Here is a 16,125-nt window from a genome sequence, read left to right as displayed (position 1 = left end):
ACCCGCACCACCAGGAACCGCCCGCCATCAGCACGCCCCCGGCCCGTCCCGCGAGCCCGAGCACCCCCATGAGGAAGCCGTCTTGAACGCCACCCCCGCACCCGACGACCGTCCCCACGCCCCCGTGCGAGGAACGTGCACCACACCGACCTCGGTGGCGACGGAGCCCGGTTCGGTCCCGCGGCAGCAGGGAGGGGGCACCGCGGCCGAACACCTGCACGGCATCACCGCCGACCTGCTCGACCACCCCGACCCGCACACCGCCGCACAGGCGGCAGCCGTCGAGAACCTCCTCCGCTGCTGGGTGCGGGAGAACGACATCGCCGCCCCGGAGCACGGCACCCTGCGCGTCCCCCTCACCGCCAGTGGCACCGCACTCCTCGTGCCGGTGCAGTACTGGTCGGCGAGCGGTTGGCACCGCTTCGGGCCGCCCCACCTCGAGGACGGCCCCGAGGGGGCGCCGCCGGTGGACGCCGTCACCCTCGCCGCCCTGTTCACCCGTGAGACCGCACACGACGACGGAGCCTCCGGGGGAGACCTGGTGGGCCGCGTCGCCGACTCGCTGCGCCGTACCGCCGTCTTCCTCGACGAACGCCGGAGCCCGGCGACCGCGGACGCCGCCATCGAAGCGGACGACCCCGCCGGAGGCGATCTCTTCCTCTCCGCCGAGCAGTCACTCCTCCTCGGCCATCCGCTGCATCCCACCCCGAAGAGCCGCGAGGAGCTCTCCGAAGGGGAACTGCGCCTCTACTCACCGGAGTTGCGCGGGTCCTTCCCTCTGCACTGGCTGGCCGTGCACCGCTCGGTGCGCGCATCCGACTCCGCCTGGACCGACCGCGGCCGCGCTGTCCCCGCCGAACAGCTCGCCGCCGACCTCGCCGGCCCCACCCTCGCGCTGCCCGAGGGGTACGCGGCGCTGCCGGTGCACCCCTGGCAGATCCGGGACATCGCCCACCGGCCGGAGGCCGCCGCACTCCTCGACTCCGGGCTGCTGCGCGACCTCGGCCCCCACGGTGACCCCTGGTACCCCACCTCCTCCGTCCGCACGCTGTACCGCCCCGGCGCACCGGCCATGCTCAAACTGTCGCTCGGCCTGCGCATCACCAACTCCCGTCGGGAGAACCTCCACAAGGAACTCCACCGGGGCGTCGAGGTCCACCGGCTCCTGCGCAGCGGCCTCTCCGAGCAGTGGCAGGCGGCCCACCCCGGGTTCGACATCATCCGCGACCCGGCGTGGCTGGCCGTCACGGGCGCGGACGGCGAGCCCGTGCCCGGTCTCGACGTGATGATCCGGCACAACCCGTTCCGCCCAGGGGACGACGCCAACTGCATCGCGGGACTCGTCTCGCCCCGGCCGGCGGCCGGCGCGGCGGGACAGGGCCAGGCACCCATGCGGTCGCGGCTCGCCGAGATCGTCACCCGGCTCGCCGGACGTACCGGCCGCACCCGCGGAGCCGTCGCCACCGAGTGGTTCCTGCGCTACCTGGAACACGTGGTGCGCCCGGTGCTCTGGTTCGACAGCGAGGCCGGTGTGGCCCTGGAGGCCCACCAGCAGAACACCGTGCTGCTGCTCGACCCCGAGGGATGGCCCACGGGCGGCCGGTACCGCGACAACCAGGGCTACTACTTCCGCGCCTCCCGGCGGGACGAACTCGACAAGCGGCTCCCCGGAATCGGCGTCCACAGCGACACCTTCGTCTCCGACGAGGTCACCGACGAACGCCTCGCCTACTACCTCGCCATCAACAACGTCCTCGGTCTCATCGGCGCCTTCGGATCCCAGCGGCTGGCCGACGAACCCCTGCTGCTCGCCGCCTTCCGGCGCTTCCTCACCGACGTCGCCACCGGACGCGACAAGCTGCGGTCGCCGCTGCCGGCCCGGCTGCTCGACTCACCGGTCCTGCGCTGCAAGGCCAATCTGCTGACCCGGTTGCACGGCCTCGACGAACTCGTCGGCCCGGTGGACACCCAGTCCGTCTACGTCACCATCTCCAACCCCCTCCATCCCTGAGGACCACGACCCACCCCACCGCCTGAGAGGAGCGTCGCCGTGCCCCCCAACGACACCGGCACCGACGCAGGGGCCGAGCCCGCCTGCGAGGACACCCTCGACCTGCGGCTGCCCGACGAGCTGCTGGCCCTCTTCAACGGGACCGCCGACTCCGCGGACCGCGCACTGGCCTCCCTGAACTCCGAAGACCTGCTGGACGACGTGGCGGACTGGGGCCCCGCCACCACCCCGGCCGGTGTCTTCCACCTCGTCCCGGTCCGCGTCGAACGCGATCTGCCCATGATCAGCGGCTGGATGAACGACCCGGCGGTGGCGGCCTTCTGGGATCTGGCAGGGCCCCCGTCCGTCACCGAGGACCATCTGCGACCCCAACTCCAGGGCGACGGACGCAGCGTTCCCTGTCTCGGCGTCCTCGACGGCACCCCCATGAGCTACTGGGAGATCTACCGTGCGGATCTCGACCCCCTGGCCCTCCACTACCCGTCCCGCCCGCACGACACGGGCGTCCATCTCCTCATCGGCGGTGTCTCCGACAGGGGCCGAGGGCTGGGCACCACGCTGCTGAGAGCCGTCGCCGGTCTCGTACTCGACCATCGCCGGGCCTGTGGGCGTGTCGTCGCGGAACCCGATCTGCGCAACACCCCCTCCGTCTCGGCGTTCCTCAGCGCAGGCTTCCGCTTCTCGGCGGAGATCGACCTCCCCGACAAACGGGCCGCGCTCATGATCCGCGACCGGACCCCGAGCGGACTGTTCTCGCCCGATCACTCCGAGTAGCGTCGCTCGCTCAGGGGTGTCGTACGGATCGGATCGGATGAGGGGAGGGGGTTCCGGTGCGCGCAGTTGCACGGCGGAGAAGGACTCGGCGCGGCGCGTCGGGGACCGACGACAACGCGGCAGACGTGCGTGCCGGGCCCCGCGCGCCCGGCGTGATCCGTAGGACACCCCCAAGCCCAGGTCCCCCTGTCGAGGAGTTCCCGTGCCGAATTCGTCCGTTGCCCCGACTTCCGGCGAACCGCCCGCGCTGTACGACCCGTCCGAGCTGACCCGGGACGGCTGGGACCGGGCGGGGCGCAGACTGCTTGCGAAGATGATCGGTGAGTTCGCGTACGAGGAGATCATCCGGCCCGTGCCGCTGGCGCAGGCCGTCCCAGCTGCACAGGAGCCGGCGCGGACGGACGAGGGCGATGCCGGGGCGGGAGGGCCGGGCGGCGCCGGCCCGGCATGCGGAATCCATTCGCCGGACCGGGCACCGGCCTACGGCATCACCCTCGACGCCGAGACCGACCGGCTCTCCTTCCGGGCGCTCCGCAGCGCCTACGACGGCTGGCGGGTCGATCCGGACAGCATCACGCTCACGGAGGGCGAAGCGCCGCCGCGTCTCCTCACCGACCCCGTCGACTTCCTCATCCGCGCCCGCCGGACGCTCGACGTCGACGGCGCGACGCTCGGCCACGCGATCCGCGAACTGACCGCCACACTCGCCGCCGACACCCGCCTCGACCACGCGGCGCTGCCCGCCGCCCGGCTCGCCGACCTCGACTACGCGCGGCTGGAGGGCCACCAGACCGGCCACCCCTGGCTCGTGCTCAACAAGGGTCGCGTCGGGTTTTCCGCGAGCGACGCCGGGCGCTGGGCCCCCGAGGCCCGTACGCCCGTGCGGCTGCCGTGGATCGCGGTCCACTCCGCCCTCGCGGCATACCGGGGCGTCAAGGGACTCGACACGGCCGAGCAGTTGTACGCGGGCGAGCTCGCCCAGGACACCCGGGACGCCTTCGCCTCCGCACTTCGCGACCGAGGCCTGGACCCGCAGGACTACCTCTACCTTCCGGTGCACCCCTGGCAGTGGGACGACGTCGTGCTGCCGCTCTTCGCCCCCCATGTCGCGTCGGGCGCCATCGTCCCGCTGCCGTCCGACGGTGACGAGCGGCTGCCCCAGCAGTCGATCCGCACGTTCCTCAACATCTCCCGGCCGGACCGGCACACCGTGAAACTGCCGCTGTCCGTCCTCAACACGCTCGTCTGGCGGGGCCTCCCCGTCGAGCGCACCCTCGCGGCGCCCGCCGTCACCGCGTGGATGCACGGTCTGCGGGACCGTGACCCCTTCCTGCGCGACGAGTGCGGCGTCATCCTCCTCGGGGAGGTCGCCTCCGTCACCGTCGGGCACCCTGTCTACGACGGACTGCCCGAGGTGCCGTACCAGTACAAGGAGCTGCTGGGTGCCATCTGGCGCGAGCCGCTCGGCCGTCAGCTCGCCCCGGGCGAGCGCGGGCGCACCCTCGCCTCGCTGCTGCACACCGACCCTCGGGGGCGCGCCTTCACGGCGGAACTCGTCGCCCGCTCCGGAGTCGCGCCGCGCATCTGGCTTCAGCATCTCTTCGCCGCCCTGCTGCCGCCGCTGCTGCACTTCCTGTACCGCTACGGCACCGTGTTCTCGCCGCACGGGGAGAACGTCATCGTCGTGTTCGACGACCGGGACGTACCGGTCAGGCTGGCCGTCAAGGACTTCGTCGACGACGTCAACGTCAGCGCCGAGCCGCTCCCGGAGCACGCGTCCATGCCCGACGACGTGCGCGCCGTCCTCCTCACCGAGCCGCCCTCCTTCCTCACGCAGTTCATCCATTCGGGGCTGTTCGTCGGCGTCTTCCGCTACCTCGCACCCCTGTGCGAGGAGCAGCTGGGTGTCTCCGAGGCCGAATTCTGGACGCTGGTGCGCTCGGAGATCCTGCGCCACCAGGCACGCTTCCCGGAGATGAAGGAGCGCTACGAGGCGTTCGACCTGTTCACGCCCCGTATCGAGCGGCTCTGCCTGAACCGCAACCGGCTGCACATGGACGGCTACCGGGACCGCCCCGAGCGCCCGCACGCCGCCGTGCACGGCACGGTGCCCAACCCGTTGCACCGGCCGTGACGGCTGTGGTGTCGGTGGCGGCCCGTAACCTTGTCGGTCTATGACGAAGCCCTCTCTCCCCGAGCTCCTGCACGCCGCCGTCGCCGCCGTCGGCGGTACGGAGCGGCCCGGCCAGGTGACCATGGCCGAAGCCGTCGCCGAAGCGATCGACGACGGCTCCCACCTGCTGGTCCAGGCAGGCACCGGCACCGGTAAGTCGCTGGGCTACCTGGTGCCGGCGCTGGCGCACGGGGAGAAGGTCGTCGTGGCCACCGCCACGCTGGCCCTTCAGCGCCAGCTGGTGGAGCGGGACCTTCCGCGCACGGTGGACGCGCTGCACCCCCTGCTGCGCCGGCGGCCCGAGTTCGCCATGCTCAAGGGCCGGTCCAACTATCTGTGTCTGCACCGGCTCCACGAGGGCGTGCCCCAGGACGAGGAGGACGGCCTCTTCGACCAGTTCGAGGCGGCCGCACCGACCAGCAAACTGGGCCAGGACCTGCTGCGGATGCGGGACTGGGCGGACGAGACCGAGACCGGCGACCGGGACGACCTCACCCCCGGTGTCTCGGACCGCGCCTGGTCCCAGGTGTCCGTGTCCTCCCGCGAGTGCGTCGGCGCCAGCCGCTGTGCCTACGGCGCGGAGTGCTTCGCGGAAATGGCCAGGGAGCGCGCCAAGCTCTCCGAGGTGATCGTCACCAATCACGCGCTGCTCGCCATCGACGCGATCGAGGGCGCCCCGGTCCTCCCGCAGCACGAGGTGCTGATCGTCGACGAGGCACACGAGCTGGTCTCCCGGGTCACGGGGGTCGCGACCGGCGAGCTCACACCCGGCCAGGTCAACCGCGCGGTGCGCCGTTCCGCCAAACTGGTCGACGAGAAGGTCGCCGACCAGCTCCAGACCGCGGCCGAGGGCTTCGAGCGGCTCATGGAGCTGGCGCTCCCGGGCCGGCTGGAGGAGATCCCCGAGGACCTCGGGTACGCCCTGATGGCCCTGCGGGACGCCGCCCGCAATGTCGTCTCGGCCCTGGGGTCCACGCGCGACCGGTCCGTCCAGGACGAGGACGCCGTACGCAAGCAGGCACTCGCCTCGGTCGAGACCGTGCACGACGTCGCGGAGCGGATCACCAACGGCTCCGAGTACGACGTCGTCTGGTACGAGCGCCACGACCGCTTCGGCGCCTCTCTGCGTGTCGCCCCCATGTCCGTGTCGGGTCTGCTGCGGGAGAAGCTGTTCGCCGACCGCTCGGTGGTGCTCACCTCCGCGACGCTCAAGCTCGGCGGCGACTTCAACGGCGTCGGGGCGTCCCTCGGCCTCGCCCCGGAGGGCACGGCAGGGCAGCCGGGTACGGACTCCGAGGACCTTCCCGTGTGGAAGGGCGTCGACGTGGGGTCGCCCTTCGACTACCGCAAGCAGGGCATCCTCTATGTCGCCAAGCATCTGGCCCGGCCCGCGCGGGACGGCGAGCGGGGCGACATGCTCGACGAGCTGACCGAGCTGATCCAGGCGGCGGGCGGCCGGACCCTGGGGCTCTTCTCCTCCATGCGGGCGGCCCAGTCGGCCGCCGAGGAGCTGCGCTCGCGCATCCCGGAGTTCCCGATCCTGTTGCAGGGGGAGGAGACGCTGGGCGAGCTGATCAAGAACTTCGCCGCCGATCCCCGGACCTGTCTGTTCGGCACGCTCTCGCTGTGGCAGGGCGTGGACGTCCCGGGGGCGAGCTGCCAGCTCGTGGTCATGGACAAGATCCCGTTCCCGCGCCCGGACGACCCGCTGATGAGCGCACGCCAGAAGGCCGTCGAGGACGCCGGGGGCAATGGGTTCATGGCTGTCGCCGCCACCCACGCCGCACTGCTGATGGCGCAGGGGGCGGGCCGGCTCGTCCGGGCGTCGGGCGACCGCGGGGTGGTTGCCGTGCTGGATCCCCGGCTGGCCACGGCCCGCTACGGCAGCTATCTGAAGGCCTCGCTGCCCGACTTCTGGTACACCACGGATCGCAATCAGGTCCGCCGCTCGCTGGCCGCGATCGATGCGGCGGCAGCCGACGGGAAGTAGCCGAAGGAGGCGGGGAACCCGGTGCCCAGGGGTGCCCGGGCGCCGGGTCCGGGTGGTGCGGGCCGGCGGCCCGGGCCGCGATGACCCGTACAGGACGGGGCCGGGAGCCATGCGGGAACCGGGGCACCCTCCGGGGAACCGGTGGCGCGGGATGCGTGGACGATCCTTCTGCCCGGAACGGCCCAGGGCCTCCGACGAGCAAGGGCCCCGGAACAGCACAGGGCCCCGGAACCGGCGCAGTTGGTTCCGGGGCCCGGTCGGGGGCGGGGTCAGACCCGTCGCAGGACCGCCACCACCTTGCCGAGGATCGTGGCCTCGTCGCCGGGGATGGGCTGGTACGCGGAGTTGTGCGGGAGGAGCCAGACGTGGCCGTCCTCGCGCTTGAAGCGCTTCACGGTGGCCTCGCCTTCGAGCATGGCCGCGACGATGTCGCCGTTCTCGGCGACCGGCTGGCGGCGGACCGTGACCCAGTCGCCGTCGCAGATCGCGGCCTCGATCATCGAGTCGCCGACGACCTTCAGGACGAACAGCTCGCCGTCGCCGACCAGCTGCCGGGGGAGGGGGAACACATCCTCGACGGACTCCTCGGCGAGGATGGGGCCACCGGCGGCGATACGGCCCACCAGCGGAACGTACGAGGCGGCGGGCTTGCCGGCGGTGTCGGTGGGCTGGACCGGGGCCGCCTGGTCGGAGCCACGGACCTCGTACGCACGCGGCCGGTGCGGGTCGCGGCGGAGGAAGCCCTTCCGCTCGAGCGCCATCAGCTGATGGGCCACCGACGAGGTGCTGGAGAGGCCGACCGCCTGCCCGATCTCACGCATGGACGGCGGGTAGCCGCGCCGCTGCACGGAGTCCCGGATGACCTCGATGACACGACGCTGCCGGTCGGTGAGGCCGGTGCTGTCAGCCCGGATGCCTGGGGGCCGGCCGGGGAGCGAGCGGGCGGGCTTGGGCCCCTCGTGGTTCGTGGCTGCGTCATTCATGGCATGCACCGCCTCGAGTCGGCCCTGGGAGCGGTCCTGGGCAGTGATGGTGGCACTGTCTGCGGTGGTGGTCACGTCGGCCCCTCTCGAATGTTCTCCCTAGTTTGCCAACGGTAGTTGCTTTCGAAAGGTTGCGCCAAACACACGTTCGAGTGAAAAATCGCGGATTGTGTGACGTGATCATGTGCGTAGGTGTAGTGAGTGCCGCTTCGCATTCCACGCGCCGCTCGCGCCACTCGACGTTCCCGGTCGATTCGGCTCATTGCGGTACCCTTCACCGCCGGGTCACCGCCGGGATCGAGCCACCCCGACCGGGGGTTCCCAGTCTGCCATTCACGGCCCGGCCGGACCGGTACCGGCCCCCTTCCCGACGCGGCGCGCGTCGCGCTCGCCTCCGCGCCCAGCGGCTGCCCGTGTCCCCGGACGATCCGACACGCGCCGGGGCGAATTTACGGGCAAACCCCAGATGTAGTGGTTGGATTACAGCTGTAGCCCACAAGTTGTGGTCCCCGGTCCTTCGGGGTCGGGAGCATCGCCTATGCTTGGGGCTGCTTCGAGGGGCCCATGAGGTTCAGCGAGGCCAATGAGTCGTGCTGTGAAGGAGGGATGGACGTTATGCACTGCCCCTTCTGCAGGCACCCCGACAGCCGCGTCGTCGACAGTCGCACCACCGACGACGGCACGTCGATCCGCAGGCGCCGCCAGTGCCCCGACTGCTCCCGTCGTTTCACGACGGTGGAGACGTGCTCGCTGATGGTGGTCAAGCGCAGCGGCGTGACGGAACCCTTCAGCCGCACCAAGGTCATCAACGGCGTGCGCAAGGCGTGCCAGGGACGGCCTGTCACCGAGGACGCCCTCGCCCAGCTCGGCCAGCGGGTCGAGGAGGCGGTGCGCGCCACCGGCAGCGCCGAGCTGACCACCCACGACGTGGGGCTGGCCATACTCGGCCCGCTGCAGGAACTCGACCTCGTGGCCTATCTGCGCTTCGCGTCCGTGTACCGGGCGTTCGACTCGCTGGAGGACTTCGAGGCCGCCATCGCGGAACTCAGGGAAGAGCGGGCGCAGCAGTCCGTCGCGGACGCGCAGGGTGCGGGCGCGGAACGCGGAGCGGACGGGAGCGGGCCCGGAGGGACGGTCGACGTTCCCGTGCCCGCCACCGCCGCCGAGTGACCGGCGGGCCGGACCGCAGGACGGACCGGCCGAACGGCGGCGATCAGGACCTGCTGGGGGCGGCGAGAGCGGTGCCCCGGCGCAAGAGACACACCGTGCCACGGGAAGAACGGGGCACTTCAGGGCGTTTTAGCCCGATAGAGGGAGGCGGCATGACAGAGACGGCGAGCGGCCCGGCACGAGGTTCCCGAGCCAAGGGCACCAAGGCCGGCAAGGGGCTGCGTATCGAGCGCATCCACACCACTCCCGGCGTACACCCGTACGACGAGGTGGCCTGGGAGCGCCGTGACGTCGTCATGACCAACTGGCGCGACGGCTCGGTCAACTTCGAGCAGCGTGGCGTCGAGTTCCCCGACTTCTGGTCGGTGAACGCGGTCAACATCGTCACCAGCAAGTACTTCCGCGGTGCCGTCGGCACCCCCCAGCGCGAGGTGAGCCTGAAGCAGCTCATCGACCGCATCGTGAAGACGTACCGGAAGGCCGGTGAGGACCACAAGTACTTCGCCTCGCCCGCCGACGCCGAGATCTTCGAGCACGAGCTCGCCCACGCCCTCCTGCACCAGATCTTCAGCTTCAACTCCCCGGTGTGGTTCAACGTCGGAACGCCGCAGCCCCAGCAGGTCTCCGCCTGCTTCATCCTGGCCGTCGACGACTCCATGGAGTCGATCCTCGACTGGTACAAGGAAGAGGGCATGATCTTCAAGGGCGGCTCCGGTGCCGGCCTGAACCTCTCCCGCATCCGCTCCTCCAAGGAACTGCTGTCCTCCGGCGGCAACGCCTCCGGCCCGGTCTCCTTCATGCGCGGTGCCGACGCCTCTGCAGGAACGATCAAGTCCGGTGGTGCCACGCGCCGCGCGGCCAAGATGGTCATCCTCGACGTCGACCACCCGGACATCGAGGACTTCATCGAGACCAAGGTCAAGGAGGAGGAGAAGATCCGCGCCCTCCGCGACGCGGGCTTCGACATGGACCTCGGCGGAGATGACATCACCTCCGTCCAGTACCAGAACGCTAACAACTCGGTCCGTGTGAACGACGAGTTCATGAAGGCCGTCGAGGCCGGCGGCACGTTCGGCCTGCGTGCCCGGATGACCGGCGAGGTCATCGAGGACGTCGACGCCAAGTCGCTCTTCCGCAAGATGGCCGAGGCCGCCTGGGCCTGCGCCGACCCGGGCATCCAGTACGACGACACCATCAACCACTGGCACACCTGCCCCGAGTCCGGCCGCATCAACGGCTCGAACCCGTGCAGCGAGTACATGCACCTGGACAACACGTCCTGCAACCTCGCCTCGCTGAACCTGATGAAGTTCCTGAAGGACGACGGCAAGGGCCACCAGTCCTTCGACGTCGAGCGCTTCGCGAAGGTCGTCGAGCTGGTCATCACCGCGATGGACATCTCCATCTGCTTCGCGGACTTCCCGACCCAGAAGATCGGCGAGAACACCCGCGCCTTCCGCCAGCTGGGCATCGGCTACGCCAACCTGGGCGCCCTGCTGATGGCGACCGGCCACGCGTACGACTCGGACGGCGGCCGCGCCCTCGCGGGAGCCATCACCTCGCTGATGACCGGCACCTCGTACCGGCGTTCCGCCGAGCTGGCCGCGGTCGTCGGCCCGTACGACGGCTACGCCCGCAACGCCGAGCCGCACCTGCGCGTCATGAAGCAGCACGCCGACGCCAACGGCACGGCCGTCCGCATGGACGACCTGGACACCCCCATCTGGGCCGCCGCCACGGAGGCCTGGCAGGACGTGGTCCGTCTCGGCGAGAGGAACGGCTTCCGCAACTCGCAGGCCTCCGTCATCGCCCCGACCGGCACCATCGGTCTCGCGATGTCCTGCGACACCACCGGCCTGGAGCCCGACCTCGCGCTGGTCAAGTTCAAGAAGCTGGTCGGCGGCGGCTCGATGCAGATCGTCAACGGCACCGTGCCGCAGGCCCTGCGCCGGCTGGGCTACCAGGAGGAGCAGATCGAGGCGGTCGTCGCCCACATCGCCGAGCACGGCAATGTGATCGACGCCCCCGGCCTCAAGCACGAGCACTACGAGGTCTTCGACTGCGCCATGGGCGAGCGCTCCATCTCCGCGATGGGCCACGTCCGCATGATGGCCGCGATCCAGCCGTGGATCTCCGGCGCCCTCTCCAAGACGGTCAACCTCCCCGAGACCGCCACCGTCGAGGACGTCGAGGAGGTCTACTTCGAGGCCTGGAAGATGGGCGTCAAGGCGCTCGCGATCTACCGCGACAACTGCAAGGTCGGCCAGCCCCTCTCCGCCAAGAAGAAGGAGCAGGAGAAGACCGAGGTCACCGCGAAGACCGAGGCGACGATCCGCGAGGCCGTCGAGAAGGTCGTCGAGTACCGCCCGGTCCGCAAGCGCCTCCCCAAGGGGCGTCCCGGCATCACCACCTCCTTCACGGTGGGCGGCGCCGAGGGCTACATGACGGCGAACTCCTACCCGGACGACGGTCTCGGCGAGGTCTTCCTGAAGATGTCCAAGCAGGGCTCGACGCTCGCGGGCATGATGGACGCCTTCTCCATCGCCGTCTCCGTCGGTCTGCAGTACGGCGTCCCGCTGGAGACGTACGTCTCGAAGTTCACCAACATGCGCTTCGAGCCGGCCGGTATGACGGACGACCCGGACGTGCGGATGGCGCAGTCGATCGTCGACTACATCTTCCGCCGGCTGGCGCTGGACTTCCTGCCCTTCGAGACCCGTTCGGCGCTCGGCATCCACTCCGCGGATGAGCGCCAGCGTCACCTGGAGACCGGTTCGTATGAGCCGGCCCTCGACGACGACGTCGACGTGGAGGGACTGGCGCAGTCCGCACCGCGTCAGATCGAGGCCCCGAAGGCCGTCGTCACGCCCAAGGCGGAGACCGAGGCCGCGAAGCAGGCCCCGCAGCAGGCGCACACCAGCGCCGAGCTCGTCGAGATGCAGCTGGGCATCCAGGCCGACGCCCCGCTGTGCTTCTCCTGCGGGACGAAGATGCAGCGCGCCGGTTCCTGCTACATCTGCGAGGGCTGCGGCTCGACCAGCGGCTGCAGCTGAAACTGGGCGGAATTGCGTCGGATGCAACATTCGACGTAGCTGAACCCCAAGCGTGTTCTCTGTGAGGGAGGGGCGTCGGCCCTGGGCTGACGCCCCTCCCTTCTGCGGTCGGTGCACCACGACTGCGTTCGGAGAAAGCAGCTGAACAGCCCCAAGTCGACCCCGGCGCAGAAGTCCGTGGCAGGCAGTGCACTGTCGCAGACGAAGTCCGGCAAGAAGAAGTGACACCTGGCCGCCCCGGGCCTGCACCTGGGGCGGCCAGCCCATATGCGTTGGTCAGCGGCGCCGCGTAACTGATTCAACGATGTTGCGGTCCACCGAAGCGGCGAACCGTGGCGGGTGCTGATAGCGGCTTGTGGCAGTGGCCCTGGCATGACATGCTCCGAGCCATGATCAAGAGAATCGAGTCCTCCGTCCGCCGATGAGCGAGACGACCGGGATAGGACTGCCCGGATCACCGACAACACTGTTCGACCATGCCCTCCGGCTGCATCAGCTGGCTCCCGGAGAGCCGCTTCATCGCGACGGGGAGCCGTACCCCGACGACGGCTTGCACCGTCATCGGAAAGGCCCGCGCACACCTGAGGACCGGCGCTTGGCCGGCAAGGACGCGGCGCTCGTCCTGGACGCGCACTTCGCGAGCGCCTCCGCCCATCCCAGCGAATTGGCCGACGCTTTCCACGACGTCTACGTCCCGATTCACCCCAACGAGCACATCGCTGCTGCGGCTGAGCGGGTGGACAGAGAACGCGTTCGCCGGACGGGCCGCTGGCTGGTCCGGTACGGTACCGACCGATGCTCGGTCACCGTTGGGCTGGCCCTGGTCGCTGCTGTGGGAACGGCTGACGACATCCCGTTGATTCAAACGATCGGGCTGCTGTCCAACCGATTTGGGCCACTGGCGGCGCACGCTTTCGAGAGTCAGCTCGGAGGAGTCGAAGCCCTGCTCTGGCTCGCCGAGCGAGTCACTGGCTGGGGACGCGTCTACGTCGTTGAGGCTCTCTGCAGACTCGACGACCCAGCTGCCCGACGATGGCTGCTTCGCAGGGCCTGCGACGGCGACTTCCTCAACGGATACTTCGCCGGCACGGTCGCCACGGTCGCGAGACTCCATGAGGCACTTGCAGACCTGGAGACCGACAGCGAGATGGTCGACCACATCGGTCGGCTACTCCATTTGATGACCGACTGCGGGGGGATGGGTCTCACCCTCGCTCGCTACCCCCATTCAGGAGTGGTCCTGGAAGGTCATGCTCGCCATGTGGGTTCGCTCAGCCCGACCATCGAGCGCTACTTCACGATCGCGGTGCTCACTCAGCACCTGACTACGGAGCCTCCGGATGCTGCGGGGTGTACTGCGGCGCAGCAGGAGGCGCTCCGGGCGACCTACCTCGAAGTCCTCGACCGAGAGGAATGGACCCAGACCGCACGCGCCGGGTTCACAGCGGATGACAACCGGATGCGGTGGCTCGCCGACCACAGGGCGCCACAGCTGAGGCTGCGTGCGTTCCCCGATCGAGAGCCGGATGTCGAGGAATAGTGCACGCCAGGAACAAGTGATCTCCACCAGTACCCTGGGGGACGTGCGTCGGATGCAACGTCCGGCCTAGTCCGCGCAGACGGCTGACCAGCAGTTCACGAAGGGGACCGGCCGAAGGCCGGTCCCCTTCGTCTTGCCCACGACCAGGGCGGCGTATCCGGTGCGACGCGGGCGAGCCGGATGCGACCGCGCACACGAGGAATGCCGCACCCCGGGATCGATCGATCCCCACCGGTAGCCCGGGGCTCAAAGGGAGGGGCGGCCCATCGAACGTGCGAAGGACACCGGGTCCGTGTCGAAGCCCCGCAGAGCCGGGCGGAACCGCCACTCGCCGTCGGCGTCCCTGCTGAATTCCGCGACGGTCGCCGCGGTCGCGCCGCCGACGGAGCCGAAGTCGTCGGTCGCCAGGTCGTCGTGTCCCGCACGCACCCGGACCCCCGTGTTCGCGATGTCGCCGAAGGTCCGGCGCACACCGGGCTGCTGTATCGCCACGCCCACCACCACCCGGGTGTACGCCGACGACAGCCGGTCCAGCTCCAGGGTCATGACCTCGTCGAATCCGAAGCCCTGGCCCGTGCGGCTGTCCCGGTCCAGCCCGATGGTCCCGTCGGGCGAACGGCTGTCGAAGTGGACGAGGTAGGCCGGATCCCCGTGAGGCGCGTCCGCGGTGTAGGTGGCCGCGACGAGGTCTAGATCATGGGGCGGTGCGCCGGCCGGGGCGGGGTCCCACTTGATCGCCACCTCGACCTTGGTGAGCCCCTTGTTAAAGCCGCTCATCATGTCCCCCTCCGTCGTCTGTTCGGTCAACTGCAGTGTCGTGCATGCCCGTTGTCCATGATCCCACGCACCGAAAACCGGCCTCCGGATCGCTGGGGAGGCGCGATCGTGGTGCGTGGGGCGCGCACCGGCGCGTGCGCCGAGGTGCCGGTTCGAATGCACTCCCCCGCGAGGGTGACCTGTGCCACGCTCCCTGGCCTTACGATGGCGCGGTGCTGGTCAAGTGGATTCGCTGCACCGTTCTGGACCGCCGAGGCTTCGAACGGGGACAGCGGAAGTGGGCGGGGCTTCTGGGGGAGCCGGGGTTCCGGGGGCAGGGCGGTGGGTGGAGCCAGAGAAGGCCGGGGGTGGCGCACATCTTCGCGTTCTGGGAGAGCCGTGCCTTCTACGACTCGTTCATGGCGCGCTCCCACGACCGGCTGGCCGCGGCGCAGGCTGGCACGTTCAAGGACGTCCAGGCCAAACTGTTCGATCATCGTTTCGACGTGAAAACCGGCTTCGAGCCGCGCTTCACGGACGCCGATCTCGTCAGAGTGGCGCACTGCCGGATCCACGCGCACCGCGCCGAGCACTTCGCCCTGATGCAGGAGAAGGTCTGGAATCCCGCGATGGCCGGCTCGCCGGGCATGGTGCGGGGACTGTTCGGCGAGGCTCCGGGCCACGAGTTCCTGGTGCTCTCCATGTGGCACTCGGCCGCCGAGCACGGCAAGTACCGCACCGAACGGGTCGAACGGCTCTCCCTGCGCGCCCAGACCGAGGCGGACGTGGCGGCGCTGACCGGGGACATAGTCGACCTGGAGCCGTCCTGGACGGTGTGAGCACGGGGGTACCCCGGACCACGCCTGCGCGTCTGCCGCGGATGCCGCAGGGGGTGGCCCTCCCCAGGCCCCTGCCCGCCGGATGCAGCCCGGATCCACGGCCCGGGGCCGCCTTCCGCCGGATGGAGCCCGGATGCATCCCCGACGGAAACGAAGCCGCTCTATGGTGGCCCCATGGCACGACCACGGCGCATCGTCCTCGTCCGGCACGGAGAGTCGGTGGGGAACGCCGATGACACCGTGTACGAGCGGGTGCCCGACCACGCGCTGGAGCTGACCGAGCGCGGCTGGTTCCAGGCGGAGGCGGCGGGCGTACGGCTGCGCGAGCTGTTCGGCAGGGAACGCGTCAGCGTCTACGTCTCGCCCTACCGCCGCACGCTGCAGACGTACCGCGCCTTCCGCCTCGACCCGGAGCTCGTACGGGTCCGGGAGGAGCCGCGCCTGCGGGAGCAGGACTGGGGGAACTGGCAGGACCGGGACGACGTGGTGCAGCAGAAGTCGTACCGGGACACCTACGGGCACTTCTTCTACCGCTTCGCCCAGGGCGAGTCGGGCGCGGACGTCTACGACCGGGTCGGCGCGTTCCTGGAGAGCCTCTACCGCAGCTTCGAGGCGCCCGACCATCCGCCGAACGTCCTGCTGGTCACCCACGGCATCACCATGCGGCTGTTCTGCATGCGCTGGTTCCACTGGTCGGTCGCGGTCTTCGAGTGCCTGTCGAACCCGGGGAACGGGGAGATCCGCATGCTGGAGCTCGGTCCGAACGGCAAGTACACCCTGGACCGGCCCTTCGACCGCTGGCGCAGGCCGGAGCGCTACGACGTCACCGGATAAGG

General features: G+C 70.1%; 11 protein-coding genes. 9 read left to right on the top strand and 2 right to left on the bottom strand.

Features of this window, described 5'->3' with window-relative positions; genetic code table 11:
• The first annotated feature begins 82 nt into the window (after positions 1 to 82).
• The 4 genes from ACWCP6_RS22755 to ACWCP6_RS22740 all read left to right on the top strand — a co-directional run bounded on the left by ACWCP6_RS22755 (position 83) and on the right by ACWCP6_RS22740 (position 6,948).
• A complete protein-coding gene (locus ACWCP6_RS22755; RefSeq protein ID WP_450934324.1) occupies positions 83 to 2,011 on the top strand; it encodes an IucA/IucC family protein in 1,929 nt (642 codons plus the stop codon).
• Between the two features lie 39 nt (positions 2,012 to 2,050).
• The gene (locus ACWCP6_RS22750) at positions 2,051 to 2,785 is read left to right on the top strand and encodes a GNAT family N-acetyltransferase (RefSeq protein WP_450934323.1); all 735 of its coding nucleotides are present in this window, start codon (positions 2,051 to 2,053) and stop codon (positions 2,783 to 2,785) included.
• Between the two features lie 202 nt (positions 2,786 to 2,987).
• Complete coding sequence (locus ACWCP6_RS22745) at positions 2,988 to 4,919, top strand: IucA/IucC family protein (RefSeq protein ID WP_450934322.1); 1,932 nt, start codon at positions 2,988 to 2,990, stop codon at positions 4,917 to 4,919.
• Between the two features lie 40 nt (positions 4,920 to 4,959).
• On the top strand, positions 4,960 to 6,948 hold the full coding sequence (locus ACWCP6_RS22740; RefSeq protein WP_450934321.1) for an ATP-dependent DNA helicase: 1,989 nt from the start codon (positions 4,960 to 4,962) through the stop codon (positions 6,946 to 6,948).
• A 269-nt stretch (positions 6,949 to 7,217) separates the two neighbouring features.
• On the opposite strand, the gene lexA is transcribed toward ACWCP6_RS22740, so the two are convergent.
• The gene (gene lexA / locus ACWCP6_RS22735) at positions 7,218 to 8,006 is read right to left on the bottom strand and encodes a transcriptional repressor LexA (RefSeq protein ID WP_450934320.1); all 789 of its coding nucleotides are present in this window, start codon (positions 8,004 to 8,006) and stop codon (positions 7,218 to 7,220) included.
• 540 nt (positions 8,007 to 8,546) lie between these two features.
• On the opposite strand from lexA, the gene nrdR reads away from it, so the two are divergent.
• From nrdR to ACWCP6_RS22720, 3 genes are all read left to right on the top strand, one after another.
• Positions 8,547 to 9,101, top strand: a complete 555-nt coding sequence (gene nrdR / locus ACWCP6_RS22730) for a transcriptional regulator NrdR (RefSeq protein ID WP_450934347.1) — start codon at positions 8,547 to 8,549, stop codon at positions 9,099 to 9,101.
• A gap of 152 nt (positions 9,102 to 9,253) precedes the next feature.
• The gene (locus ACWCP6_RS22725) at positions 9,254 to 12,154 is read left to right on the top strand and encodes a vitamin B12-dependent ribonucleotide reductase (RefSeq protein WP_450934319.1); all 2,901 of its coding nucleotides are present in this window, start codon (positions 9,254 to 9,256) and stop codon (positions 12,152 to 12,154) included.
• A gap of 421 nt (positions 12,155 to 12,575) precedes the next feature.
• A complete protein-coding gene (locus tag ACWCP6_RS22720) occupies positions 12,576 to 13,694 on the top strand; it encodes a hypothetical protein (protein ID WP_450934318.1) in 1,119 nt (372 codons plus the stop codon).
• A gap of 246 nt (positions 13,695 to 13,940) precedes the next feature.
• Here ACWCP6_RS22720 and ACWCP6_RS22715 read toward each other — a convergent pair whose 3' ends face one another.
• Positions 13,941 to 14,471, bottom strand: a complete 531-nt coding sequence (locus ACWCP6_RS22715) for a TerD family protein (RefSeq protein ID WP_450934346.1) — start codon at positions 14,469 to 14,471, stop codon at positions 13,941 to 13,943.
• Between the two features lie 212 nt (positions 14,472 to 14,683).
• Here ACWCP6_RS22715 and ACWCP6_RS22710 point away from each other — a divergent pair, with 212 nt between their 5' ends.
• On the top strand, positions 14,684 to 15,289 hold the full coding sequence (locus ACWCP6_RS22710; protein ID WP_450934317.1) for a YdbC family protein: 606 nt from the start codon (positions 14,684 to 14,686) through the stop codon (positions 15,287 to 15,289).
• A 174-nt stretch (positions 15,290 to 15,463) separates the two neighbouring features.
• Complete coding sequence (locus ACWCP6_RS22705; RefSeq protein ID WP_450934316.1) at positions 15,464 to 16,123, top strand: histidine phosphatase family protein; 660 nt, start codon at positions 15,464 to 15,466, stop codon at positions 16,121 to 16,123.
• Positions 16,124 to 16,125 lie beyond the last annotated feature (2 nt).

This window comes from Streptomyces sp. NPDC002004 (genome assembly GCF_053593975.1).
This window is presented reverse-complemented; position numbering and strand designations above follow the sequence as displayed.